The following is a 22,386-nucleotide window of genomic DNA, read 5'->3' as shown; positions in this document are numbered from 1 at the left end:
ATGTTAAAACACCTAGTGCGACAAAGTGTCTTGGCAGCGTGACCGCCGTTTTTCTCGGCGGAGTGGGAGGCTGACCTTGGCTACGGCAGAAGACAGCAACGCGATACTGATGACGGACCTGCGCGATTTGTCGACGCAGGACCTTCACCGCAAGTATAGCGTCGAGGCCTCGGTCCACCGCAACATCTTGATCGGGCGCGGCACGGGCATCGCGCCGCAGTGGCGCGAGTTCAAGACCTTCGTCGCCGAAGTCGGTCTGCGGCCGTCCAGCGACCACACCTTGGTCCTGCTGAATCGCTACGAGCGCACCTATGGCCCCGGGCGCGCCAAATGGATGACGGCCGAGGAACAGGCCGCCCACGAGATCGAATTCGACCGCCTGCGCGCGGAACAGCAGCGCGAAGAACAGCTGCTGCTGCACAAGACCGCCGCCGCCAAACGCGCCAGCACGCCCGGCGCGCCGTCGTTCGGCCAGTTCACGCCGATGGCCGGCCGGGCCGTGGCCTTCACCGACGTCGCCCGCAAGCTGGCCATCCCGGTCTCGGCCCTGTCCAAGACCATGCCGGCCGGTACGTCCGCCGACGAACTGGTCAAGCGGTCCAGCACCGCCAACGACCTCATCAACGATCAAGCCACCTGGCTGCCGCCGGATCCGGCGCGCAAGGCGGGCTTCTTCGAGGCCTACCGGATCTGGCACCTGCAGGTGCAGCCGCAGTTCGGCCGCGCCGCGACCCCGACCTTCCTGTTCCTCTACATCGCCCTGCCGGTCATGAAGCAGTGCCGCGACGAGTTGATGGACCTGGACCTGTGGAACCCGCTGGGCCAGCGCGCGACGAGCGCGCGCGACGCCCACGTCTCATGGAAGAAGTACACCGAGTTCATGCCGCGCGCGCAGGTGGCGCTGATGGAGATCCCCATCTACGCGACCTACTCGCTGCTGTCGGACCTGGACGCGCTGTGCGAGCGGATCATCACGGCCGAGCGGCGCTTCCGTGAGGGGCCGCAGAAGGTGATCCACACGCACCGGGCGGCTTAGGGGCGCTCTACAGCTCTAAGCCAGCCACACCATCATCCGCGTCGCCGCCGGTTCGCCGCGCGCGATCGAAGGCTTGTGCTCGACGACGCCGGTGTACAGGAAGCCGGCCTTGACCAGCACCCGGCCCGACGCGTCGTTGTCGGCGAAATGGCCGGCCACGACATAGCGCTTCTTCCAGGCCGAGCGGGCCCAGTCCAGCGCACTGCGCGTCGCCTCGGTAGCGTAGCCGCGACCCCAGTAGGGGCGGCCGATCCAGTAGCCCAACTCGACCTGGCCGTCCGGCGTGGTGAACATGCCGATGACGCCGATCAGGCCCTCGTCGGCCAGTTCGATGGCGAAGGTGTTGTCGCGCGACCGGTCCTGGGTTCCGCAGCGGGCCACGAAATCCTCGGCGTGAGCGCGGGTGTAGGGCGCGGGCATGCGGGTGGTCATGCGCGCCACATCATGATCGACGCAGAAGGCCGCCACGCGCTCGACGTCGGCCTTGGCCGGCGCGCGCAGCGTCAGCCGCTGGGTGTCGATGACAGGTCTTTCTTCGATGACGCACATCGGCGCCTCCCAGAGTTCTTCCGGCCCCTTCTGATTGGAGACCGTGACGCCGCCATGGCGAAGCTTTTGCTTTTCCTGGGCGGCGAGACAAAACAAAAGCGGGGAGTCCGGCGTTCCGGACTCCCCGCTAGAGATCGTCTGTCCGGATCGTCTTCTGAGTGAGAAGCACGATCCGAAGAAACTCTGGTTCGTGCTTACTCGGCCGGTTGAGCGGCCGGGGTCACCGTCACGTACGTACGGTCATGCTTCTTGGTCACGAAGCCCACGGCGCCTTGCACGAGGGCAAAGAGGGTGTGGTCCTTGCCGATGCCGACATTGGCGCCCGGATAGAACTTCGTGCCGCGTTGACGCACGAGGATGTTGCCAGCGAGAACCTTCTCGCCGCCGAACTTCTTCACGCCAAGGCGCTTCGACTCTGAGTCGCGACCGTTGCTGGACGAGCCGCCTGATTTCTTGTGAGCCATCTTGCTCTCCTACCTTTAGAAGGCGTCGCCCTTAGGCTTCGCCTTCCTCCGTGGTGGCGGCTGCCTTCTTAGGGGCGGCCTTCTTCTTCGGGGCGGCTTCGGCGGCCGGCTCGATGGCGGCGTCAGCAGCCTTCGGAGCCTTGGCGGCCTTCTTCGGAGCAGCCGGAGCCGCTTCGGTCGAGCCGGTCGGGATCGTCGCCGGCACGGCGGCGTCGCCGAGGCCGCGAGCGCGGGCGTTCAGGATGACCTTCGGGGTCAGGTCGATAGCGCCTTCCCACTTGGCTTCCAGGCCAGCGCCGACGACCGACGTGACGCGCACGACGGATTCGAATTGGCGGTGGCCGCGGGTGCGGCGATAGCCCTGGCGACGGATCTTCTTGAAGATCTTCACCTTCTCACCCTTGCGGGTTTCGAGCAGGGTCCCGGAGACGACAGCGCCGTCCACGGTAGGGGCGCCGACCGTCACGGCCTCGCCTTCGCCAAGCATCAGGACTTCACCGAAGGCCACGGCAGCGCCGGGTTCACCTTCGAGCTTTTCGACAACCAGCAGGTCGCCGGCTTGAACCCGGTACTGCTTGCCGCCGGTTTTGATCACCGCGTACATAGGTTAGCGCCTTAAAAACGTGCGTTCGCAAAATAGGGAACGCCCGCTCGGAAACCCGGCGGGCGATGAGGGCGCGACTTATACAGCCAGAAGGGCGGGAGTCAACGCCGTTGGGCCGGAATCCGACGACACGGCGCTTAAGTGCGATTAGGCGGACACGCCCCCTGGGACGTTACTTTATAACGCGCTATAGGCCGTGACGTGAACTCGACCTTTTTCACCTCCATCGCCGTGACCGGTTTCGCCGTGGCCTTCCTGCATGCGGCGCTGCCCACGCACTGGCTGCCGTTCGTGCTGGTCGGCCGCGCCCAGAAGTGGTCCACGAGCCGAACCCTCGGCGTGACCCTGCTGGCGGGCCTCGGCCACGTGGGCCTGACCATCGCCCTTGGCCTGGGGCTGGTAGTGGCCGGCCTGGCGCTGGAACCCAGGCTGGGCGGGCTGTTCCACTGGGTTGTGGGCGGCCTGATGGTGGCCGTGGGCCTCTTCTATATAGCGCGCGGGCGTCACAACCACGCCCTGCCGGAGGCCGGGCGGCGCAGCTACACCTCGGATCGCGCCGCGATCATCGCCCTGGTCACCCTGCTGACCCTGTCGCCCTGCGAGGCGTTCCTGCCCTACTACCTGGCCGGGATGCAGCACGGCTGGCAGGCCTTCCTGGTGCTGAGCGCGGTGCTGATGGCCGCCACCTCGGCCGGCATGCTGATCTTCACCAGCCTGTCGCTGGCGGGTTTCAAGCGCCTGGGCCTGCAATGGGTCGAGCGCTACGAGGAAACCATCCTGGGCGTGGCCCTGATCCTGGTCGGCCTCGCGGTGGCGTTCCTGAAGACCTAAACGGGCTTCACGCCGTAAGCCGCTTCCGTTGGGGCCTCCACGCTCCTAAATAGCGGCCATGACCCAGAACGCTCCCGCCGCTTCCGGCAAGATCCCCGTCACCGTGCTGACCGGCTATCTCGGCGCCGGCAAGACCACGCTGCTCAACCGCATCCTCACCGAGGAGCACGGCAAGCGCTACGCCGTGATCGTCAACGAGTTCGGCGAGGTCGGCATCGACAACGACCTGGTGGTCGGGGCTGACGAGGAAGTGTTCGAGATGAACAACGGCTGCGTCTGCTGCACGGTGCGCGGCGACCTGATCCGAGTTCTGCAAGGCCTGATGAAGCGGAAGGGCGGTTTCGACGCCATCATCGTCGAGACGACCGGCCTGGCCGATCCTGGCCCGGTGGCCCAGACCTTCTTCGTCGACGACGACGTCAAGGCCCGCACGGCCCTCGATTCGGTCACCGCCGTGGTCGACGCCAAGCACATCATGCTGCGCCTGGGCGACAGCAAGGAAGCGGTCGAGCAGATCGCCTTCGCCGACCAGATCGTGCTGAACAAGACCGACCTGGTCTCGGAAGACGACCTACGCCACGTCGAGGCCCGTATCCGCCGCATCAACCCGCTGGCCCCGATCCACCGCGCCCAGCGCTCCAACGTCCCGCTGGACGCCATCCTGGGCAAGCACAGCTTCGACCTGGAGCGGATTACCGAGCTGGAGCCGTCGTTCCTGAACCCGGCCCACGGCGAGGCGGGCCATGTGCACGACGAGCACTGCGGCCACGATCACCATCATCATGATCACGATCACGGGCACGTTCACGACGAACACTGCGGCCATGATCACCACGGCCATGATCACGGCCACGCCAGCGCCATCCACGACGATGGCGTCAAGGGGATCTCCCTGACCCTCGACAAGCCGGTCGACGGCCAGAAGATCACCGCCTGGCTCAACGACCTGCTGGCCAAGCGCGGCCCGGACATCCTGCGCGCCAAGGGCATCATCGATGTGAAGGGCGAGGAAAAGCGCCTCGTGTTCCAGGCCGTCCATATGATCCTGGAAGGCGACTTCCAGCGCGAATGGACCGACAAGGACAAGCGCTACAGCCGCATGGTGTTCATCGGCCGCGACCTGGACGAAGCCGAGTTGCGCAAGGGCTTCGAGGCGACGGCGGCGTAGTTACCAGTCCCTCTCCCCTCGCGGGAGAGGGTGGCCCACGCAGTGGGTCGGGTGAGGGGTTGAAGAACGAAACCGCCGCGACAGGCTTCACCGCCGTCGCGGCGTTTCTGTCTGCGCGACCCCTCATCCGGCCCTTCGGGCCACCTTCTCCCGCAAGGGGAGAAGGAATCTCTGAGCCAAACAAAAAGCCCCGGAGCTCGCGCTCCGGGGCTTTCGTGTTCTTGGCTGTCGCCGAAGAGCCTAGTGCAGGTCTTCGTTGATCAGGCCGACCTTGAACCAGCCCGAGGTCTGGAGTTGGTTCAGCACGCCCATGAAGTCGGCGTACAGCACGTCGGCGTCGGCGCGGATCATCACGCGTTGGTCGTCCTTCGGGCCAGCTTGGCCGTTGGCGGCGAACTTGGCGTTCAGATCGGCTTCCAGGCCGTCGAGGCTGGTTTGCTTCTCGGCGATGAAGATCGCGCCCGACTTCTGGATCGAGATGAAGACCGGTTCCTTCGGCTTCGGCGCGTTCGGGGGCGGCGGAACCGCCGGGGGCAGGTCGATCTTGATGGACGTCACGGCCATCGGCACGGCGACCATGAAGATGATCAGCAGAACCAGAAGGATGTCCACGAAGGGCGTGACGTTGATTTCGGAATTCTGGCCCAGCGAATAACGGCCACCGCCGCCGCCAGCAAGTTTAGCCGCCATAGCCTGACTGTCTCCCAGAAGGCCGCGCCAACACAGGCGCGCCTGAAATGTCGTTACCTCGCCACGTCTGGCGTAGACGGGCGCGGAAGTAAAGCCCGACGACGCATCGCAATGGCAACCCCCTTTTCGACTCTTTTTGACCGAACGCCGTTCGAACGTGCAGCTTGCGGCCCTCGGCTTCGCCTGAGGCGCGAATTGCGCCTCGGCGGCGGGCTTTCTGAAAGAGTCTGGTCGTCGCGGGGCCGGCGCCTTATCTGGCGCGCATGATCTTTTCTTTTGACGCCTTCGTCACCGAAGCCCTGTTCGACCGCTCGGGCCGCGCCATGTTCGCCCTGGGCGACGGAACCGTCCGCCTCCAGACCGAGGAGGGATTCGTCACGGTCGAGGCCCATGGCGGCGCGATGGGCGGCGCCGTCCTGGCCGCGGCCGTCCACCCCAGCGGCGTCGGCATCGTCACCGGCGGCGACGACGGCAAGGTGGTCTGGAGCCGAATCGAGGGCGGTCCAAAGGGAACGGGGGAGGTCATCGCCACCCTGATCGCCGAGGTGAAGAACCGGTGGATCGAGCACGTGGCGACCAGCGCCGCCTCGGGCCTGATCGCCTTCACGGCCGGCAAGGAGGTCCACGTCCGCGACGCCGCCGACCCGGCCTTCGCCCGGACTTTCACGCACGAGAAGACGGTGTCGGGCCTGGCCTTCGAGCCCAAGGGCCGCCGTCTGGCCAGCGCCACCTATGGCGGGGCCCAGCTGTGGTACGCCCGCATCGCCGACCAGAAGCCGACCATCCTCAAGTGGGCCGGCAGCCACATCGCCGTGGAATTCAGCCCGGACGGCAAGTTCCTGATCTCGTCGATGCAGGAGAACCAGCTGCACGGCTGGCGGCTGTCGGACAGCAAGGACATGCGCATGGGCGGCTATCCGTCCAAGATCAAGAGCGTGGCCTTCTTCGACAAGGGTAACCTGCTGGCCACGGCCGGCGCCTCGGGCGCGGTCATCTGGCCGTTCGCCGGCGCCAGCGGCCCCATGGGCAAGGAAGCCGCCGAGATCGGCTTCTCCCGTGATTCGATGGTCGTGCGGGTGGCGGGCATTGACGCCCAGCCGGTCTGCCTGGCCGCCCAGGACAACGGAAAGATCTGGGCCGCCCACATGCGCAACGGCCGCATCGAAACCCTGAAGGCCGAGAAGGGCGCGCCGATCAGCGCCCTCTCGACCAGCGCCGACGGCCGCTTCTTCGCCTGGGGCGACGAGAGCGGCGAGGCGGGCGTTCTGGAGATCCCGGACCTGAGCGGGCCGCGCCAGTTCGGGGGGTAAAGTTCGCGGGGTAGAGTTCGCGGGCCTAGAACCCCTTCAGCTCGCCCCACTCCTCGAATGGGGCGCGTCGCGAGCGGAAGTTGTTCACCGGCGCGGCTTCGTCGCGATAGCCCAGGGCCATGCCCGAGAACAGCATGCAGCCCTCGGGCAGGCCAACGTGGTCGTCGACGATCTTGTTGTAGTGCGACCAGAACTCCTGCGGGCAGGTGTCCAGGCCCCGCTCGACCGCCAGCAGCATGAAGGTCTGCATCAGCATGCCGACGTCGCTCCACTGCGGCGGGCCGCAGCGGCGGTCGATCGAGAAGAACAGCTGCACCGGCGCCCCGAAGCCCTGCCCGTTGGTCGAGAACCACTGCAGGCGCTGCAGCTTGTCCTCGCGCGGGATGCCCAGCGCGCCATACATGTCCTCGCCGACCTGGAAGCGTCGCGTCCGCAGCGGCTCCCACAGATTGGCCGGATAGACGTCGTACTCGGTGGGGTCGGGCGCGGCCACGCGGGCCAGCATGGTCGTCTTCAGCTTTTCCAGCGGCTCGCCGGCCACCGCCTGGACGCGCCAGGGCTGGAGGTTGCCGCCGGACGGCGCGCGGGCGGCGGCTTCCAGCAGCTCGCGGACCACGGCGCCCTCGACCGGATCAGGCTTGAAGGCGCGCACCGACATGCGGCGGTTGACGGCGTCGATCACGTCCATCGAAGGCTCCCTTAAACCGGTGTATCTATGCCGCGCGACAGCGGCGATGCGTCTGGTTAGCATCCGTCCGCAAGGTCAAGACAAGTAGACTTCTCAGTGACGCTTCTTGGGGGATTTCGTGCGGCGGCTGTTGCGGAATATCGCGCTGGCTCTGTTCATCGTGCTGGTGGCCGGGCCGGTGGTGACGGTGATTCTCTATCGCTTCATCCCGCCGCCGGTGACGCCGCTGATGGTCATCCGCGCCGTCGAGGGGCGGGGGCTGGATCATCGCTGGAGGCCGATCGACAAGGTCGCGCCGGCGCTGCCGCGCGCGCTGATCGCTGCCGAGGACGCCCGGTTCTGCGAGCACCACGGCTTCGACTTCAACGCCCTGCAGAAGGCCTATGCCAATAACGAGGCCGGCAAGAAGATCCGCGGCGGCTCGACCATCAGCCAGCAGACGGCCAAGAACGTCTTCCTGTGGCCGGGGCGCTCCTACGTCCGCAAGGGCCTGGAGGCCTGGTTCACGGTGCTGATCGAGCTGCTGTGGGGCAAGGAGCGGATCATGGAGGTCTATCTGAACTCCATCGAGTTCGGCTCGGGCATCTACGGCGCCCAGGCCGCCTCGCAGCGCTATTTCGGCGTCGACGCCGACAAGCTGACCCAGGCCCAGGCCTCGCGCTTGGCGGCCATCCTGCCCAGCCCGTTGAAGTGGCGGGTGATCAAGCCGGGCAAGTACGTGGCCAAGCGGACCCAGAAGATCGGCAAGGCCTCGGGCGCGGTGCGCCGCGACGGCCTGGCGGGGTGCGTGATCGACTAGAACAGACAAGGACGGGGAGAACGCCATGGGAATCGCACCGGGGCCGACATTAGAGACGCAGCGTCTGATCCTGCGGCCCACCGCCGATACGGATCTCGATGGATGGGCGGAGATGATGGCCGACCCGGTCGCCGCGCGTTTCATCGGCGGCGTGCAGGCGCGTTCCGAGGCGTGGCGGGGCCTGGCGTCCGTGGCGGGCTCCTGGGCGCTGAACGGCTTTGGCATGTTCTCGGTGGTCGAGAAGGCGACGGGCGCCTGGGTCGGCCGCATTGGCCCGTGGGTTCCTGAAGGCTGGCCGGGAACCGAAGTCGGCTGGGGACTCCATCCGTCGGCCTGGGGCAAGGGCTACGCGATCGAGGCCGCCGAGGCGTCGATGGACTGGGCCTTCGAGTCCCTGGGCTGGACCGACATCATTCACCTGATCGACCCGGCGAACACCCCGTCCCAGAAGGTGGCCGAGCGACTGGGTTCGATCAACCGTGGTCCGAGCAACCTGCCCGCGCCCTACGAGACCTCGAAGGTGGAGGCCTGGGGACAGACGGCGGCAGAGTGGCGCGCGCGGCGGGCCCTCTAGTCGACGGCCAGGATCACATCGGACGCCGCTATCCGCGCCTCGACCTTCGCGCCGACGGGCGTTGACCAGGCGGCGTCGCTTGGCCGCAAGGTGGCGGTGAGGGACTTTCCCGCCGACAGATCGATCATGATTTCCGCCGAGGTTTCGGTGTCGTCGCGATCGACGATCTCGCCGGAGAGCCGATTTTCGCCGTCGCCTTCCGCGATCCGCACGAAGCTGGACTTGATCAGGGCGATCGCCGCCCGACCCGGCGCGAGGCCCAGGTCCTCGACGCTGCGTTGGGTGATCGAGGCGCGAAGGGAGAGGTCGCCGCCCAACGCCAGGATTACCGTCGCCGTGACGCCGTCGCCCTGGATCTCGGAGACCACCCCACGCAGGGCGTTGCGGGCGCTGGTGCGAAGGCCAAGGCTCCAGAGCATTTCCGCGTCGCCCGACAGGTCGGCCTCCAGCCGCGTCAAGGCCGCGCCGACCTCGCGCTCGGCGGCGCGGAAGGCGCGGATCACCGCCTGGCCGCGCGCCGTGACCTCGGCCGCGCCGCCGCTGCGGCCGCCCGGCGCGGCGCTGACCAGAGGCGAGTCGAACAGGTTGTTCAGCGCCTGCACCCCGTCCCAGGCGCCCTTGTACGAGAGCCCGACCTGCTTGGCTGCGGCGCTGATCGAGCCCAGCCGCGCGACGGCTTCGAGAAGGGCGATGCGCTCCAGCCCCACGCGGGCCAGGCCGCCGCGCTTGAGGATCAGGGAGGCGGTGAAGGCGGTGTCGTCGCTCACTGGCCTGTTCTCGATTTCATCGTTATGTAGTTGATCTGCATAACCCTAGCGCCGCCCCAGGAATACCAGATGATCGCCCGTCGTCCGATGCTGATCGCCGCCCTTTCGGGGGCGCTTTCGCTGGTCCTGGGCGGCGCCGCCCTGGCGGGTGAGACCAAGGTGGCCGTGGCGGCCAACTTCACTGAGGCCGCCCGAGAGATCGCCGCCAGGTTCAAGGCCAGGACCGGCCATGAGGCGACCTTGAGCTTCGGCTCCTCGGGCCAGTTCTATACCCAGATCGCCAATGGCGCGCCGTACGAGGTGTTCCTGTCGGCCGACGCCGAGCGGCCGCAAAAGGCCGAGGCCGAGGGGTTGGCGGTTCCGGGCTCGCGCTTCACCTACGCCACCGGCCGCCTGGTGCTGTTCAGCAAGACCCCCGGCCTCGTGGACGGGAAGGGGGCTGTGCTCTCCAGGGGCAAGTTCGAGAAGCTGTCGATCGCCGATCCCAAGGCCGCGCCCTACGGCCAAGCGGCTGTCGAGACCCTGACCAGGCTGAAGCTCTACGACGCCCTTAAGCCCAGGATCGTGCAGGGGGCGTCGATCACTCAGGCCTTCCAGTACGTCCAGACGGGCGCGGCCGAGCTGGGTTTCGTGGCCCTGTCGCAGGTGATCACAGAGCCGGGCGGCTCGCGCTGGGTCGTGCCGGCGGGCGACCACACGCCGATCGACCAGCAGGCCGTGCTGCTGAAGACCGGCGCGAACAGCGAGGCGGCCAAGGCCTTCCTCAAGTTCCTGAAGAGCGGCGAGGCCAAGGCGATCATCAAGCGCTACGGCTACGAGGTCCGCTGAGCATGGCGGAGGTCCTGTGGCTGACGGGCAAGCTGGCGGGGCTGACCACCGTCCTGCTGCTGATCCTGGCCACGCCGCTGTCGTGGTGGCTGGCGCGCGGGCGCTCGGCGTTACGTACGCCGGTGACGGCGCTGGTGGCCTTGCCGATCGTGCTGCCGCCCACCGTACTGGGCTTCTATCTTTTGATCGCGCTGGGGCCGAAGAGTCCGCTGATGGCGCTGTTGCAGCCGTTCGGGATCCGCACCCTGGCCTTCACCTTCGAGGGGCTGGTGATCGGCTCGCTGATCTATTCGCTGCCGTTCGCGGTGCAGCCGCTGCGCAACGCGTTTCTGGCGATTGGCGACGAGCCGATGGAGGCCGCCGCCACCCTGGGCGCCTCGCCCTGGCAGCGCTTCTGGCGGGTGGCCCTGCCACTGTCGATCCCGGGCTATGTCGCCGCCGCCATCCTCGTCTTCGCCCATACTGTGGGAGAGTTCGGGGTGGTGATGATGCTGGGCGGCAATATCCCGGGCGAGACCAGCGTGCTGTCGACCGAGATCTATCGCCTGGTCGAGGGCATGGAGTGGGGCAGAGCGCACCAGCTATCGCTGATGCTGCTGGCCTTCGCCTTCATCGTCCTGCTGACCCTGTTGGGGATCGAGGCCCGTTCAAAAGTCCTCGATCCCAAGGGGCGGACGCTTTAGGCGTCCAGATGCACCTTGATCAGCGTCCGCGCTGATCGCGCCACCGCCCGCACCGGACCCGACACGCCCAGGGTGACGCGGGAGATGTAGGCGCCTTCCATAAGCAGCATCAGGGAGTCGGCCAGGTCGTCGTCCTTGGCGCCGGCGCGCCGGGTGAGGTCGCTGAGGCGGCGGTGCAGCTCTTTCTTGTAGTTGACCGAGACCACCTGGGCCGGGTGGTTCTCCTCGTGCAGCTCGATGGCGGCGTTCGACAGCGGGCAGCCGTGGATGTCGGCGTTGCAGGCCTTGGTTTCGAAGGCGTCGAAGATCGCCTCCAGCTGGGCGCGCGGCTCGGTGCAACAGCACGACGTCACCTCTTCCCACCAGGCCCAGTAGTCGCGCTCCTGCTCGCGCAGCACCTCGGCGACCAGCTCGTCCTTGGACGGGAAGTTGCGATACAGCGTCATCTTGGTCGCGTCGGCCTCGGACGCGATCGTCTCGACGCCGACCGCGCGGATGCCGTGCTGATAGAACAGCTCGCGGGCGGTCTCGAAGATCCGGTCCCGCGCGGGACGCTTGGATACGGCCACGCTTGGGGTTGCCCCCACAGCGGTTTCCGTGTCGCCCCCGACAACGTCCCCAGAATTTCTCGTCGCCATTTTGGCAGTGCTCTCCTTGACGTGCGAGTTACCGGTCAGTATCTCTCGGCTTGTCGATGATACCGAACGGTCTCGTCACATCCTAAATCGTCCTTCCGGTCGCCCGGGTCAAGTAACAGCCCCTGCGACATTTCAGTTTCTTAAACCCCAAAAAGGAGCGCGCGCCAATGCCACCGCAAACAAACGTTTACGACGCCGCGCCCCAAGCCGAGCCAGCAAAGGGTTTGCTCGGCTTTTTTAAATCTCAGGCCGGTCCCAATCGGCGCTGGATGGGTCAATCCACCGTCCGCGCCTTAGGTGACACCTGGTCCTCAAGCACCCGACGCGCCGCACGGCGGCCCGTCTTCGAGTGACGAGAGTCTGGGAATGACAACAAGAACCTCCCCTTCCGCCTCCCCGCTTCATCTCCCGACAGGGTCCTCCCCCATGCGTATCCAACCCGTCATCACGTCCTTCGCCGGCCTGGCCGCCGTGGCCGTGCTGGCCGCTTGCTCGGCCCAGGCCAAGCAGGAAGCCGCCGCCCCGCCGCCCGTGCAGGTCACCGTCGCCGACGTCGCCTTCAAGTCGCTCCGCCAGTGGGACGACTTCACCGGCCGACTCGAACCGATCGACACCGTCGAGATCCGTCCGCGCGTCTCCGGCTATATCGACGGCGCGCAGTTCGCCGAGGGCGCGCGCGTCCGTAAGGGCCAGGTGCTCTTCCAGATCGACCCGCGCCCCTACAAGGCCGAGGCCGACCGCGCCGCCGCCGAGGTGTCGCGCGCCAAGGCCCAGCTGGACCTGGCCAGCATCAACCGCGAACGCGGTCGTCGCCTGATCGATCAGAACGCCCTGGCCCAGAGCGAGTTCGACCGCCTCGCCTCGGAAGAGCGCGCGGCCCAGGCCAATGTCGCCGCGGCCCAGGCGGCTTACCAGACCGCCCGCCTGAACCTGGAATGGACCAAGGTGACCTCGCCGATCGACGGCCGGATCTCCAAGACCATCATCACGCGCGGCAACCTGGTCACCCAGGCCTCCCTGCTCACGACCGTGGTGTCCGACACCCCGATCTACGCCGAGTTCAACGCCGACGAGCAGACCTTCCTCAAGTACGCCTCGGCCGAACGCGGCAAGGGCAGCCCGGTCTATATGGGCCTGATCACCGAGGACGGTTATCCGCACGAGGGCAAGCTGTCGTTCATCGACAACGCCCTGGACGCCAAGAGCGGCACCATCAACGGCCGGGCGATCTTCGCCAATGCCGACGGCCGCTTCACGCCGGGCCTGTTCGCGCGGATCCGCCTGGTCAGCGCCGAGAGCCAGGTCGTGGCCCTGGCCCCCGATCGCGCCGTCGCGACCGACCTGGGCAAGCGCTTCGTCGTGGTGGTGAACGGCAACAACAAGGCCGAGTACCGCCCGGTCGAGGTGGGTCCGCTGGCCGGCAACCTGCGCATCATCCGCTCGGGCCTGAAGCCTGGCGACCGGGTGGTCGTCGGCGGCCTGCAGAAGGTCAAGCCGGGTGACACCGTCGCCCCGGTCAAGGTCAAGACCGACCTCGCCGACCTTTCCCAGCTGGAAGTCGGCGGCCGCCAGATCGCCGTCGGGCGCTCCGCCGGCCAGAACTAACCAATCTCCCTTCCCCCTTGATGGGGGAAGGGCGGGGATGGGGGTGACTTCGGCGTCAAAAGCTTAGCGCCGCGTTCGCCATCCCCCTCAGCGACCACCCCCACCCCCACCCCTGCCCCTCCCCCATCCGCCGACGGGAGGGGTTTCGAAACACGTCTCCTCCCCGGAACGACCGCCATGAACTTCTCGAAATTCTTCGTGAGCCGACCGCGTTTCGCGGCCGTGCTCTCCATCATCATCTTCATCGCCGGCTTGGTGGCCCTGCCCAAGCTGCCGATCAGCGAATATCCCGAAGTGGTGCCGCCGACCGTGGTCGTGCGGGCGGCCTATCCGGGCGCCAACCCCTCCGTTATCGGCCAGACCGTCGCCGCTCCGCTGGAGCAGGCGATCAACGGCGTCGAGGGCATGATCTACCAGTCGTCGCAGTCGGCCTCCGACGGCGCGATGATCCTGACCGTCACCTTCGCCCTCGGGACCGATCTCGATAAGGCCCAGGTGCAGGTGCAGAACCGTGTCGCCCAGGCCCTGCCGAAGCTGCCCCAGGAGGTGCAGCGCATCGGCGTGACCACCGACAAGGCCTCGCCCGACCTGACGCTGGTCGTGCACATGATCTCGCCCAACAACCGCTACGACATGCTCTATCTGAGCAACTACGCGCAGCTGAACGTCCGCGACCGTCTCAAGCGCGTCGATGGCGTGGGCGACGTGCAGATCTTCGGCGCTGGCTCATACTCGATGCGCGTGTGGCTGGACCCGGAAAAGCTGGCCTCGCTGAACATGACCGCCGGCGATGTGGTGAAAGCGCTGCGCGAGCAGAACGTCCAGGTCGCCGCCGGCCAGCTGGGCGCGCCGCCCACCAACACGGGTGCGGACTTCCAGCTGTCGATCAACGCCCCTGGCCGCCTGACCGACGAGGAGCAGTTCCGCGACGTGATCATCCGCTCGGGCGAGAACGGCGAGATCACCCGCCTGGGCGAAGTGGCCCGCGTGGAGCTGGGCGCCAACAACTACGCCCTGCGCTCGTTGCTCGACAACAAGTCGGCCGTGGCCATGCCGATCTTCCAGCGTCCCGGTTCGAACGCCCTGCAAATGGCCGCCGACATCAAGAAGACGATGAAGGAGCTGAAGAAGGATTTCCCCGAAGGCGTCGACTACGAGATCATCTACGACACGACCGCCTTCGTGCAGGAGAGCATCGACTCGGTGGTCCACACCCTGATCGAGGCCATCATCCTGGTGGTCCTGGTGGTGGTGCTGTTCCTGCAGGGCTGGCGCGCCTCGGTCATTCCGCTGATCGCCGTGCCCGTGTCGCTGGTCGGCACCTTCGCGGTGCTGCTGATGCTGGGCTTTGGCCTGAACGCCCTGACCCTGTTCGGCCTGGTCCTGGCCATCGGCATCGTCGTCGATGACGCCATCGTCGTGGTCGAGAACGTCGAGCGGAACATCTCCAACGGCCTCGAACCGGCGGCGGCCACCCGCAAGGCCATGAGCGAGGTCACGGGACCCATCATCTCCACGGCCCTGGTGCTGTGCGCGGTGTTCATCCCGACCGCCTTCATCACCGGCCTGTCGGGCCAGTTCTACCGTCAGTTCGCCTTGACCATCGCCATCTCGACGGTGATCTCGGCCTTCAACTCCCTGACCCTGTCGCCGGCCCTGGCCGCGGTGCTCTTGCGTTCGCATGACGCGCCGAAGGACCGCTTCCAGAAGATGATCGACGCGGCGCTGGGCTGGTTGTTCAACCCGTTCAACCGCTTCTTCGCCAAGGCTTCCAACGGCTACGTCAACGGCGTGGCCAAGAGCCTGGGCAGGTCGACCGCCGGCCTGATCATCTACGGCGTGCTGCTGCTGCTGACGTTCGGCGCCTTCGCCAAGACCCCGGGCGGCTTCGTGCCGCAGCAGGACAAGGCCTATGTTGTCGCCGTCGTGCAGCTGCCCGACGCCGCGTCGCTGGACCGCACCGAAGCCGTCATCCGTCAGATGGGCGACATCGCCATGAAGGTGCCGGGCATCAAGCACTCGGTGGCCTTCCCCGGCCTGTCGGCCAACGGCTTCATCAACAGCCCCAACTCCGGCGCGGTGTTCTTCCCGCTGGCCGACTTCAAGGAGCGCACCGGCAAGACGATGTCGGCCAACGCCATCGTCGGCGAGCTGAACGCCAAGTTCGGCGCCATCCCCGACGCCCAGATCGCGGTCTTCCCGCCGCCTTCGGTGCAGGGTCTGGGCACGATCGGCGGCTTCCGCATGCAGATCGTCGACAAGGCGGGCCTGGGTCCTGACGAGCTGAACAAGCAGACCCAGAACCTGATCGACAAGGCGCGCAAGGATCCGGCCCTGGTCGGGGTGTTCTCGACCTATCAGGTCAGCGTTCCGAAGATCGAGGCCAATATCGATCGCGAAAAGGCCCGCGCCTCGGGCGTGTCGCTGACCGACCTCTTCGAGACCATGCAGGTCTATCTGGGCTCGCTGTACGTCAACGACTTCAACCGCTTTGGCCGCACCTACGAGGTCAATGTCCAGGCCGACCAGAGCTTCCGCCTGCAGCCCGAGCAGATGCTGCGCCTGCAGACGCGAAATGGCTCTGGCCAGATGATCCCGCTGGGCAGCTTCGTCAGCTTCAAGGAAGCCACCGGTCCCGATCGCGAGAGCCACTATAACGGCGTGCTCACGGCCGAGATCAATGGCGGTCCGGCCCCCGGCTACTCTTCGGGCCAGGCCCAGAAGGCGCTGGAGGACCTGGCCAAGAAGGAACTGCCCAACGGCATGGGCTACGAGTGGACCGAGCTGACCTACCAGCAGATCCTGGCCGGCAATTCGGCGGTCTACATCTTCCCGCTGTGCGTGCTGCTGGCCTTCCTGGTGCTGGTCGCCCAGTACGAAAGCTGGAGCCTGCCGCTGGTCGTCATCCTGATCGTGCCGATGACCCTGCTGTCCGCCCTGGCCGGCGTCCTGCTGACCCATGGCGACAACAACATCTTCACCCAGATCGGGTTGATCGTGCTGGTGGGGCTGGCCTGTAAGAACGCCATCCTGATCGTCGAATTCGCCAAGGAGCGCGAGGAACATGGCGACACGCCGCTGCAAGCGGTGCTGGAAGCCTGTCGCCTGCGCCTGCGGCCGATCCTGATGACCTCGATCGCCTTCATCATGGGCGTGTGGCCGCTGGTCGTCAGCCACGGCGCGGGTTCGGAGATGCGCAAGGCGATGGGCGTGGCGGTGTTCTCCGGCATGCTCGGCGTCACGGTCTTCGGCCTGATCCTGACCCCGATCTTCTACTACGTCATCCGCCGCAACACGGCCCGCCGGGCCGCGCTGAAGGCGGCGCGGATCGCGGCCACGCCGGTGGAGAGCCACTGATGCGCGCCCGCACGTCCACCTCCCTCCCCCTTCGATGGGAGAGGGGCAGGGGTGGGGATGACAGCGCAGGCGGGCTTCAGCTCGGCCGCGCCACCTCTGGAACCTCTTTAACCCCCATCCCCGCCCTTCCCCCATCAAAGGGGGAAGGGAGATCGTCGAGGTCTCCCATGACCATTCTCAAGCTCGCCCTTATCGCCGGCGTCTCCCTGACCGCCGCCGCCTGCGCGGTGGGGCCGAACTACAAGGCGCCGGCGACCCCGCCGGCGGCCTTCCAGAACGCGGATCCGGCCGTGTTCACCGCCGCCAATCCGGAAGCGGACTGGTGGAAGGCGTTCGGCGACCCGGTGCTGGACCAGCTGGTCGGCCAAGCCTTCTTGGCCAATCTCGACCTGAAGATCGCCGTCGCGCGCGTCGCCGAGGCCCGGGCCCTGTTCAACGAACAGAAGCTCGACCTGCTGCCGCACGTCACGGCCGACGGGACCTATGTGAAGAGCGACCAGCAGCAGCCCGGCTCGAACGGCCGGCGCGTCGAGAGCTCGACCTACCAGGCCGGTTTCGACGCCGGCTGGGAGATCGACCTCTTCGGCCGCGTCCGTCGCGGCGTGGAAGCGGCGAGCGCCGACGCCGGCGCGGCCCAGGCCGAGCTGCGCGACGCCCAGGTCACGGTCGCCGCCGAGGTGGCTCGCAACTACCTCGAGCTGCGCGGCGCCCAGGCCCGGCTGAAGGTCGCCAACCGCAACCTCGAGACCCAGCGCGAAACCGTGCGCCTGACCAAGGTGCGGTTCGACGCCGGGGCCGGCAGTCCCATCGACGTCGCCAGCGCCCAGGCCCGCCTGAACGCCACCGAGGCGGCGATCCCGGTCCTGATCACGGCCGAGAAGCGCGCCAACTACCGCCTGGCGGTCCTGACGGGTCAGCGCCCCGGCGCGCTGGACGCGCTTCTCGTCGCGCGGGAGGCCGACGTCCGTCCGCTGATCACCGCCCTGCCGATCGGCGACGCGGGAGACCTGCTGCGCCGTCGCCCGGACGTGCAGGCGGCCGAGCGTCGCCTGGCCGCGCAGACCGCCCAGGTCGGGGTGGCCACGGCCGACCTGTTCCCGCGCGTCTCGGTGACCGGCTTCGTCGGCTTCCTGTCGGGGACCTCGGCCGGCTTCGGCAACGGCGCCAGCAAGGCCTGGTCGGTGGCCCCCAGCGTCAGCTGGCCGGCCCTGGACCTGGGCAGCGCCCACGCCCGCCTGCGCGCCGCGCGGGCCCGCGACGACGCGGCCCTGGCCAATTACGACCAGACGGTGCTGCGGGCGCTGGAGGACCTGGAGAACGCCCTGGTCTCCTACCGTCAGCAGCAGTCCCAGTTGGTCAGCCTGACCAACCAGGCCGCCGCTTCGCGCCGGGCGGCCGAGCTGGCGCGGATCCAGTACAAGGAAGGCGGCATCGACTTTCTGGTGCTGCTGGACGCCGAACGCACCTTGCTGGCCGCCGAGGACAGCCTCAGCGTCGCCGAGACCGGCGTCAACACCGACGTCGTGGCCATCTACAAGGCCCTGGGCGGCGGCTGGAAAGCCTGACACCAAAGGTTCGCCCCGGCCGTTTCGCGACCGGGGCGAACTATTTTTCACGGCTCCGCTTGCATATGTACAGCAAACTCAATACCAATCCTGGCGACATGTGCCGGAGGTTGAGTTATGGCTACGCTTCAATTTTTGAAATCCGCCTATAGCGACGTCTCGCGTCTGCCGTTCGCCAATATCCCGGCGGCCGACCTGACCACCCTGCAGACCCTGGCCGGGCGCGTCGACGCCGCGACCTTGAGCCTGGCCGATGCGCGGATCGAGATCGGCAAGCTGGTGATCGCGTCCACGACGGTGGCCAATCTCTCGTACAACTTCTTCACTGGGGCGACGCCGACGGCGGTCGGCCTGGACTATCTGATCTCGCCGAACGGCGGGAACGCCAACAACCTGAACTCGGCCTACTACCAGTCGTTCTCGACCGATAACCGCTTCATCAACTTCGCGGTCAATCTGGGCAAGAACGGCGCGGGCAAGGACGCCTTCAACGCCGCCTATGGCGCGCTGGACCTGGCCGCCGCGGCGACCAAGGCCTATGGCGAGATCTTCGGCTTCGCCCCGGCGGCGGGCCTGATCAACACCATCCTGACCGACCAGGTGCCCAATGGCCTGGGCGGGACCTTCACCCGCGCGGAGTACTTCGCCTACTACGGCGGCGACGGCGCGAATGGCCTGGGGACCAAGGGCGCCATGGTCGGCTTCCTGCTGGCCGTGGCGGCCAACGAGCACATCGGCGTCTACGCCAAGGCCAATGACGCCTTCCTCGCCGACCTGGCCAACGACGGTCAGGCGACCTTCAACACCAACCTCGTCGCGACCTATGGCGATCAGCCGACCTATGCGGCCGGCGCGACCATCGCGGTGACCGACACCCAGAGCGTCTCGCCCGACGCGACCAACGCCGCGCTGCGCTCGACGACCAACAACGACACGGTCACGGGAACGACCAATAGCGGTTCGATCGTCGTCAGCGGCGGCCACGACGCGGTGACGTTCTCTGGCGCGGTAGGCGGCTATATCGACGGGGGCGACGGCAACGATACGATCTCCGTCGGCCAGTTGAATGCGGCGGTCGAGGTCCTGGGCGGCGCGCCGAACGGCAAGATCAGCGGCGGCGCCGGCAACGATCTGATCACGGTCGGCAAGATGATCAACGGCGCGGTCGTCGACGGCGGCGCGGGCGACGACACCCTGGTGATGGGCGCCGACACCGACACGTTCGGCACCACCAAGATCACCAATGTCGAGCACCTGGTGCTGCAGGACTTCAAGCTGTCCTTCACCTCGCCGACCCTGGGCACGACCACGGTCATGCCGCTGGTGGCCACAGGCTATACCGGCCTGCAGGACATCACCCTGCGCTCGTCGATCTCGACGCGGATCGACAACCTCGCTCAGAACGTGGCGCTGAAGATGGACGGGGTCACCGGCGGCGCGCTGAAGGTCAACTACCACGTCGACCTAGTGATCACCGGCATGTCCTCGGTGCAGGTTGGCGCCCCTGTCGTGAACGCCTATCTGAACAACGTCACCAGCAGCAACGCCACGCCGACCCAGCTGGTGGTCACCGGCAATGACGGTGCGCTGGTCGTGCACGTCCAGAGCGACAGCACGCTGGCCCTCATCAACTCGCAGACCGTCGACGGGCCCTACTCCAACGGCAAGGTCGTCGTTGTCGGGACCGGCCACCTGACCGCCAACTTCATCGGCAGCGAGGGCGGCTACAACCTCACAACCCATAACCTGGACGCCTCCAGCTCGGCGGGGATCGACGTCCTGGGGATCGGCGGCTCGGGCGGCGTCCCGAACACCGTCGTGCTGTCGGCCTACAATGACAGCGTGGCCGCCGACCTGCTTGGGGCCTCCGTGTCGACCTTCACCTTGGGCGCGGGCTCGGACGTCTTCAAGCTGTACGAAAGCGGCGTCTCGGCGCCGCGCTTCTCGAACCTTAGCGTCGCGAACAACAAGGTGACGACCTTCGCCACCCTCACCGACTTCGAGAAGGGTGTGGACCACGTCGACCTGGGGACGGTGATCCCAGCGGTGACCACCGGCATCAGCGCCGGCTCCGCCACCACCCTGGAGCAGGCGCTGATCAACGCTTCCAGCCAGGTGTCGGCCAACGGCACGGGTGTCTTCGAGTGGAACGGCGACACCTACATCTACCACCAGGACGCCACCGTCGGGGTCAATACCGGCGACGGCCTGATCCGCCTGGTAGGCGTCACCGGCCTAAGCGTTGGAACCGGCGCGGGCAGCGTCGACATCCACTTCGGCTAGGAGAAGCGGCTGATCAGAACCAGCCGGCTTCGCGCAGGGCCTTGGCATAGGCGCGGCTGACGGGCGCCTCCACGCCGCCCTTTAATTGCAGGGTCGCCCGGCCGTCGCCGCGCCGGGCGCCCTCGACCGCCGCCTTGGCGACCCACCACGAGCGGTGGGTCTGGGCGCCCTCGATGCCTTCCAGTTCGGCCACGGCGTCGGACAGGCGCATCAGGATCAGGTCCTGCCCGCGCGAGGTGTGCAGGCGCAGATAGTGGTCCTCGGCCGCCACGGCGAACAGCTCGGCGCCGCGCAGCTTGGCCGGCAGGCGCTCCAGAAACCGCGGACCCGAGGCGCCGACGGGCGCGGCGTGGGTCTCGACCGGCCGCCGCTGGACCAGGAAGTTCAGCCCCGTCATCGCCGTGGTGACGATGAACACCGGGACCAGGTAGATCGCCAGGGCGCCCGGCCGCAGGTGGCCGGAGAAGGTCAGCTCGCTGACCAGCCAGACGACGACGGTGAAGGGCAGGGTGACGCCGACCACGGTCAGCGCGCCATAGAGCCAGGGCCGTGCATCCGCCCGACCTTCGCGACCGATGAGCTGGCTGACGCCGGTGCCGACGACCGCCCCGGCCAGGCACAGACCCACCCAATAGGCCAGGCGTATGGGCAGCGGGATCTGGGTCGTCGCGAAAGCGCCGATCAGGGCCAGGAAGGCGCCGCCCACCGCCGACACCGCGAAGCCGCGCAGGGCTTCCTTCGTGGTCAGCGCCATTCGCGAAGCGCGAACGGCGTCCGCCAGCCGTTCACGAAACCGAGCCGGCGACTGACGCAACGACGATTGAGACACGGGCTCGGCCCCTCCACTCAGGTTTTCGACGGCGAGGCGACCCACCGCTCCGCTCGAAACCGGAGTGAACGAAGATGGCCTCGGAGGGCAAGTCAATCTCGCAGGGCGCCGAACGCTGGGCCAGCCTGCGCAACGCCGCGTTCGGCGTCGGCGCCGCCGTCCTGATCGTCGCGGTCGCCTCGCCCAAGCTGTTCACCGACTTCGCGGGCTATGCCGCACGCATACCGTTCCACCCTCACGCGCCGGACCTGTCGCGGATCGCCGAAGCGCCCGCCGTCATCAGGCTGCACCTGGTCTCGGCCCTGACCGCCCTGGCCATCGGCATCGCGCTGATGATGCGGGTGAAGGGTACGGGCCTGCACAAGCTGCTGGGCTGGACCTGGGTGCTGGCCATGGGATCGACGGCGGTCAGCTCGCTGTTCATCCGCGAGATCAACCACGGCGCCTTCAGCTTCATCCACCTGCTGTCGGGCTGGACCATCGTCGGCTTGCCGGGCGCGGTCTACGCCGTCAAGCGCGGCCGGGTCGCCGCCCACCGCCGGGCCATGACCGGCATGTTCACCGGCGGCCTGCTGCTGGCCGGCCTCTTCGCCTTCATCCCGGGTCGCCTGCTCTGGACCGTGTTCCTGGGCTGACCCTCTCAAATCTCATCGAAAGGACCTCATCATGTTCAAGACCCTGACCCTCGCCCTGGCCGCCGCCGCCATCCTCGCGCCGGCCGCCCACGCCCAGGACGCCCCTTCCCAGGCGGGCTTTGGCGATCTGACCCTGAGCTTCCCCGCCCTGGCCTCCAAGTCGGGCAAGGTGATGATCGCCGTCTATGACAGCGCCCAGGGCTGGAGTTCGGGCAAGCCGGCCCGCGTCGCCCAGGCTGCGGCGTCCGACGCCGAACCCGCCGCCAGGATCGTCGCCCTGCCGCCGGGGACCTACGCCGTCCGCGCGTTCCAGGACGTCGACGGCGACGGCAAGATGGGCATGAACCCCTTCGGCATGCCCGTGGAGCCCTACGGCTTCTCGAACGACGCCCTGCCGAACATGGGCCCGCCCAGCTTCGACGCCGCGACCTTCACGGTGAAGGCTGGCGCCAACACCCAAGTCGTCCACCTGCACTAGGAACC

22 protein-coding genes are annotated in these 22,386 nt (G+C 67.3%); 14 read left to right on the top strand and 8 right to left on the bottom strand.

Annotated elements, in window-relative coordinates; genetic code table 11:
• Positions 1-109 precede the first annotated feature (109 nt).
• Positions 110-1,036, top strand: a complete 927-nt coding sequence (locus CSW62_RS22600; RefSeq protein ID WP_369827561.1) for a hypothetical protein — start codon at positions 110-112, stop codon at positions 1,034-1,036.
• Positions 1,037-1,051: 15 nt separating this feature from the next.
• Here CSW62_RS22600 and CSW62_RS22595 read toward each other — a convergent pair whose 3' ends face one another.
• The 3 genes from CSW62_RS22595 to rplU all read right to left on the bottom strand — a co-directional run bounded on the left by CSW62_RS22595 (position 1,052) and on the right by rplU (position 2,653).
• Positions 1,052-1,585: a GNAT family N-acetyltransferase gene (locus tag CSW62_RS22595; RefSeq protein WP_099582418.1), complete on the bottom strand. Its 534-nt coding sequence runs from the start codon at positions 1,583-1,585 to the stop codon at positions 1,052-1,054.
• A 194-nt stretch (positions 1,586-1,779) separates the two neighbouring features.
• Positions 1,780-2,049, bottom strand: coding sequence for a 50S ribosomal protein L27 (gene rpmA / locus CSW62_RS22590; protein ID WP_099581738.1), 270 nt, complete (start codon positions 2,047-2,049; stop codon positions 1,780-1,782).
• 31 nt (positions 2,050-2,080) lie between these two features.
• Entirely contained in the window at positions 2,081-2,653 is a 573-nt protein-coding gene (rplU, locus tag CSW62_RS22585; RefSeq protein WP_099581737.1) for a 50S ribosomal protein L21, read from the bottom strand.
• A 201-nt stretch (positions 2,654-2,854) separates the two neighbouring features.
• Here rplU and CSW62_RS22580 point away from each other — a divergent pair, with 201 nt between their 5' ends.
• Both CSW62_RS22580 and CSW62_RS22575 read left to right on the top strand, forming a co-directional pair.
• Positions 2,855-3,484: a hypothetical protein gene (locus CSW62_RS22580; protein WP_099581736.1), complete on the top strand. Its 630-nt coding sequence runs from the start codon at positions 2,855-2,857 to the stop codon at positions 3,482-3,484.
• Positions 3,485-3,542: 58 nt separating this feature from the next.
• Positions 3,543-4,652 carry a GTP-binding protein gene (locus CSW62_RS22575; RefSeq protein WP_099581735.1) on the top strand — a complete coding sequence of 370 codons (1,110 nt, stop codon included), beginning with the start codon at positions 3,543-3,545 and terminating at the stop codon, positions 4,650-4,652.
• A 240-nt stretch (positions 4,653-4,892) separates the two neighbouring features.
• Here CSW62_RS22575 and CSW62_RS22570 read toward each other — a convergent pair whose 3' ends face one another.
• A complete protein-coding gene (locus CSW62_RS22570; protein WP_099581734.1) occupies positions 4,893-5,342 on the bottom strand; it encodes a biopolymer transporter ExbD in 450 nt (149 codons plus the stop codon).
• A 263-nt stretch (positions 5,343-5,605) separates the two neighbouring features.
• On the opposite strand from CSW62_RS22570, the gene CSW62_RS22565 reads away from it, so the two are divergent.
• The gene (locus tag CSW62_RS22565; RefSeq protein ID WP_099581733.1) at positions 5,606-6,652 is read left to right on the top strand and encodes a WD40 repeat domain-containing protein; all 1,047 of its coding nucleotides are present in this window, start codon (positions 5,606-5,608) and stop codon (positions 6,650-6,652) included.
• Positions 6,653-6,677: 25 nt separating this feature from the next.
• Here CSW62_RS22565 and CSW62_RS22560 read toward each other — a convergent pair whose 3' ends face one another.
• On the bottom strand, positions 6,678-7,340 hold the full coding sequence (locus CSW62_RS22560; protein ID WP_099581732.1) for a nitroreductase: 663 nt from the start codon (positions 7,338-7,340) through the stop codon (positions 6,678-6,680).
• A 106-nt stretch (positions 7,341-7,446) separates the two neighbouring features.
• Here CSW62_RS22560 and mtgA point away from each other — a divergent pair, with 106 nt between their 5' ends.
• Together mtgA and CSW62_RS22550 are read left to right on the top strand one after the other, a co-directional pair.
• Complete coding sequence (gene mtgA / locus CSW62_RS22555; protein WP_099581731.1) at positions 7,447-8,139, top strand: monofunctional biosynthetic peptidoglycan transglycosylase; 693 nt, start codon at positions 7,447-7,449, stop codon at positions 8,137-8,139.
• Positions 8,140-8,164: 25 nt separating this feature from the next.
• Positions 8,165-8,713 (top strand): GNAT family N-acetyltransferase, encoded by a 549-nt coding sequence (locus tag CSW62_RS22550; RefSeq protein WP_099581730.1) that lies wholly within the window; start codon positions 8,165-8,167, stop codon positions 8,711-8,713.
• On the opposite strand, the gene CSW62_RS22545 is transcribed toward CSW62_RS22550, so the two are convergent.
• Positions 8,710-9,480, bottom strand: coding sequence for a TOBE domain-containing protein (locus tag CSW62_RS22545; RefSeq protein WP_099581729.1), 771 nt, complete (start codon positions 9,478-9,480; stop codon positions 8,710-8,712). The genes CSW62_RS22550 and CSW62_RS22545 overlap by 4 nt on opposite strands.
• A 69-nt stretch (positions 9,481-9,549) precedes the next feature.
• On the opposite strand from CSW62_RS22545, the gene modA reads away from it, so the two are divergent.
• Positions 9,550-10,308: a molybdate ABC transporter substrate-binding protein gene (modA, locus tag CSW62_RS22540; RefSeq protein ID WP_099581728.1), complete on the top strand. Its 759-nt coding sequence runs from the start codon at positions 9,550-9,552 to the stop codon at positions 10,306-10,308.
• 2 nt (positions 10,309-10,310) lie between these two features.
• On the top strand, positions 10,311-10,991 hold the full coding sequence (gene modB / locus CSW62_RS22535; RefSeq protein WP_099581727.1) for a molybdate ABC transporter permease subunit: 681 nt from the start codon (positions 10,311-10,313) through the stop codon (positions 10,989-10,991).
• On the opposite strand, the gene CSW62_RS22530 is transcribed toward modB, so the two are convergent.
• Positions 10,988-11,629 carry a TetR/AcrR family transcriptional regulator gene (locus CSW62_RS22530; RefSeq protein WP_099581726.1) on the bottom strand — a complete coding sequence of 214 codons (642 nt, stop codon included), beginning with the start codon at positions 11,627-11,629 and terminating at the stop codon, positions 10,988-10,990. The two genes, modB and CSW62_RS22530, sit on opposite strands and share 4 nt — an antisense overlap.
• Before the next feature lie 426 nt (positions 11,630-12,055).
• On the opposite strand from CSW62_RS22530, the gene CSW62_RS22525 reads away from it, so the two are divergent.
• The 4 genes from CSW62_RS22525 (at position 12,056) to CSW62_RS22510 (ending at position 20,439) form a co-directional block, all read left to right on the top strand.
• Positions 12,056-13,234, top strand: coding sequence for an efflux RND transporter periplasmic adaptor subunit (locus tag CSW62_RS22525; protein ID WP_099581725.1), 1,179 nt, complete (start codon positions 12,056-12,058; stop codon positions 13,232-13,234).
• A 177-nt stretch (positions 13,235-13,411) separates the two neighbouring features.
• Positions 13,412-16,591, top strand: a complete 3,180-nt coding sequence (locus CSW62_RS22520; RefSeq protein ID WP_099581724.1) for an efflux RND transporter permease subunit — start codon at positions 13,412-13,414, stop codon at positions 16,589-16,591.
• Positions 16,592-16,758: 167 nt separating this feature from the next.
• A complete protein-coding gene (locus tag CSW62_RS22515) occupies positions 16,759-18,156 on the top strand; it encodes an efflux transporter outer membrane subunit (RefSeq protein WP_099581723.1) in 1,398 nt (465 codons plus the stop codon).
• A 117-nt stretch (positions 18,157-18,273) separates the two neighbouring features.
• On the top strand, positions 18,274-20,439 hold the full coding sequence (locus CSW62_RS22510; RefSeq protein ID WP_143324447.1) for a hypothetical protein: 2,166 nt from the start codon (positions 18,274-18,276) through the stop codon (positions 20,437-20,439).
• Positions 20,440-20,452: 13 nt separating this feature from the next.
• Here the strand turns inward: CSW62_RS22510 and CSW62_RS22505 are convergent, their stop codons facing one another.
• Complete coding sequence (locus tag CSW62_RS22505) at positions 20,453-21,193, bottom strand: LytTR family DNA-binding domain-containing protein (RefSeq protein ID WP_233206760.1); 741 nt, start codon at positions 21,191-21,193, stop codon at positions 20,453-20,455.
• Positions 21,194-21,342: 149 nt separating this feature from the next.
• Between CSW62_RS22505 and CSW62_RS22500 the strand changes: the two genes are divergently transcribed.
• Positions 21,343-21,903: a DUF2306 domain-containing protein gene (locus tag CSW62_RS22500; protein ID WP_099581720.1), complete on the top strand. Its 561-nt coding sequence runs from the start codon at positions 21,343-21,345 to the stop codon at positions 21,901-21,903.
• A 31-nt stretch (positions 21,904-21,934) separates the two neighbouring features.
• Entirely contained in the window at positions 21,935-22,381 is a 447-nt protein-coding gene (locus tag CSW62_RS22495; RefSeq protein WP_099581719.1) for a DUF2141 domain-containing protein, read from the top strand.
• The last annotated feature ends 5 nt before the right edge of the window (positions 22,382-22,386 follow it).

Origin of the sequence: Caulobacter sp. FWC2, assembly GCF_002742625.1 — a bacterium.
GTDB lineage: Bacteria > Pseudomonadota > Alphaproteobacteria > Caulobacterales > Caulobacteraceae > Caulobacter.
Note: the sequence above shows the minus strand (reverse complement) of the source record. Positions and strands in the feature narration are given on the sequence as shown.